Annotated in this window: 2 protein-coding genes and 1 pseudogene; 1 reads left to right on the top strand and 2 read right to left on the bottom strand. The window is 68.0% G+C overall.

Annotation, left to right across the window (positions count from 1 at the left end; genetic code table 11):
- Positions 1–125: 125 nt before the first annotated feature.
- A complete protein-coding gene (gene hemC / locus DBR20_RS02800; RefSeq protein ID WP_108265114.1) occupies positions 126–1,037 on the top strand; it encodes a hydroxymethylbilane synthase in 912 nt (303 codons plus the stop codon).
- A gap of 116 nt (positions 1,038–1,153) precedes the next feature.
- Here hemC and DBR20_RS02795 read toward each other — a convergent pair whose 3' ends face one another.
- Both DBR20_RS02795 and DBR20_RS02790 read right to left on the bottom strand, forming a co-directional pair.
- The gene (locus DBR20_RS02795; RefSeq protein ID WP_089237075.1) at positions 1,154–1,930 is read right to left on the bottom strand and encodes a DUF481 domain-containing protein; all 777 of its coding nucleotides are present in this window, start codon (positions 1,928–1,930) and stop codon (positions 1,154–1,156) included.
- 107 nt (positions 1,931–2,037) lie between these two features.
- A pseudogene (locus DBR20_RS02790) lies at positions 2,038–2,278 on the bottom strand (hypothetical protein); the annotation flags it as partial.

The following is a 2,278-nucleotide window of genomic DNA, read 5'->3' as shown; positions in this document are numbered from 1 at the left end:
GGTTTACGGCGTCCCCCGCGCACCCACCCCGCCCGGCCAAGCCCGGCTGTTGCTTGCACGACCACACCAGCCACGAGGGGCTCCGCCGTTGGCCGTATCCCGCCGATAGGCGCGATAATGCCCGGATGGAAACCGTCCGCATCGCCACCCGCAAGAGCCCGCTCGCCCTCTGGCAGAGCGAACACGTCGCCGACCGCCTGCGCCAGGCACATCCCGATCTGCACGTGGAACTGGTGCCGATGAGCACCCGCGGCGATGAAGTGCTGGATCGCTCGCTGGCGGCCATCGGTGGCAAGGGCCTGTTCCTGAAGGAACTGGAACTGGCCATGCTGCGGGGCGACGCCGATTGCGCGGTGCATTCGCTGAAGGACGTGCCGATGGAACTGGATGCGCCGTTCGCGCTGCCGGCGATGCTCACCCGCCACGACCCGGCCGATGGCTTCGTCTCCAACCTGTATGCCTCGCTGGATGCGCTGCCGATCGGTGCGCGCGTCGGTACCTCGTCACTGCGCCGCCAGGCCCAGCTGCGCGCGCTGCGCCCGGACCTGGAACTGCTGGACCTGCGCGGCAACGTCAACACCCGCCTGGCCAAGCTCGACAACGGTGGCTACGACGCCATCGTGCTGGCCGTGGCTGGGCTGGAGCGGTTGGGCCTGGGGGGGCGCATCGTCGCCCGCCTGCAGCCGCCGCAGTGGCTGCCGGCGCCGGCGCAGGGCGCGGTGGCGGTGGAGTGCGATGGCGGCAACGCCGCGCTGATGGCGCTGTTTGCAGGCCTGGATGACGCCGCCACGCGCGCCTGTGTGGAAGCGGAGCGGGCCATGAACCGCGCGCTGCACGGCAGCTGCCATGTGCCGGTGGCGGCGATCGCGCAGTGGCAGGGGCAGGATCTGCACCTGCAGGGTCTGGTCGGCAGTGCCAGTGACGGCCGCGCGGTGCGTGCCGACGCCGTGGGCCCGGCCAGTGACCCGGAAGCGCTGGGCCAGCGCGTGGCGAAGATGCTGCTGGAAGCGGGTGCCGGCGAGCTGCTGAACGTTTGAGCATTCCCGGTAGTGCCGGCCGCTGGCCGGCAACTGCATTCAATCGGGATCATGAGGTTGCCGGCCAGCGGCCGGCACTACCGGAAAAGAAAACGGGCGCCTGGCGCCCGTTTCGCTTATTTGAACTTGTAGACCACGTTCATCGTGGTCAGCGTATCGGTCTTGCGCTTGTCCACGGCGACGTCGCTGTTGTAACGCGCCTGCCAGCCGGCCTTCAGCGCCAGATGCTCGTTCATGCTCACCGAGACGCCGAAGTCGTTCTGGCCGAAGGTGTTGTACGAACCCGATTCGACCAGCAGGGTGTTGATCAGGTCGGTGTTGTCGGTCAGCGAGTACTTCAGGTCGAACAGGCCACGACCGATCAGGCCGGTGCGGGTGCGGTCGTCCTCGGTGCTGTGCGTGCGGCGCACACCCGGACCGATCTGCGCGTCGAACGAGAAACGCTCGGTGTTCCACAGCCGGGTGCCGTAACCCAGACCGAACGAGCTCTGCCGGTCGTAGGTGGCGAAATCATCACGCTCGGTACGTACCGTGGCGGTCAGCTGGCGATGTTCGCCCAGCTGCAGCGCGCTGCCCGCACTGCCGGTGTAGCGGTTGGCGGTGGTGTTGTTGCGGCGGGTGGTGGTGCCGTCGTCGCTGGTTTCGATCACCTTGGAGCTGGAGCGCAGGCCGAACAGGTCCATGCTGTGCACCCAGTCGCCATCGGTGTAGCGCAGGCGCAGGCGGCCGTTGAAGCTCTCGGTGCTGCTGTTGCCACGTGCCGACGCGAAGCCGAGTTCGCCACCACTGCCGCTCCATGGCGAGGACATCGCCGCCAGTTCGGAGGCATCCTGCGCATACGCCAGCGGGGCGCAGAGCAGCAAGGGGACCAGCAGGGACACGCGCAGGGACATCGAGGCTTCTCCGAAGCGATTGGCAGCCGGTGATGATACTGGAAGCGTGATGACCGTCCGAATCGCCCGTCCCGCCTGCTTCAGCAGGCGTTGTCGGCGAGCCCCATTCAGGGCAGATCGACCTGCAGGGCCGGATCGTTGAAGCGCGAGTACCGCAGCCGCAGCTGGAACGGTTTGCCGTTGTTGTGGCCACTGCGCACGATCTGCCGTGGCAGGCCCTGCGCATCCACCCAGTACTCCAGGCCTTCACCGGCGGTGGCGCCACGCAGGCGGTAGTGGCGCGTGCTGACGCCATCCAGCGTCTGCTCGCCCAGGTCTTCGGCCTGCAGGGCCTGGGCGGGGATATCG

Source organism: Stenotrophomonas sp. HMWF023, assembly GCF_003060985.1.
GTDB classification, from domain to species: Bacteria; Pseudomonadota; Gammaproteobacteria; order Xanthomonadales; family Xanthomonadaceae; genus Stenotrophomonas; species Stenotrophomonas lactitubi.
This window is presented reverse-complemented; position numbering and strand designations above follow the sequence as displayed.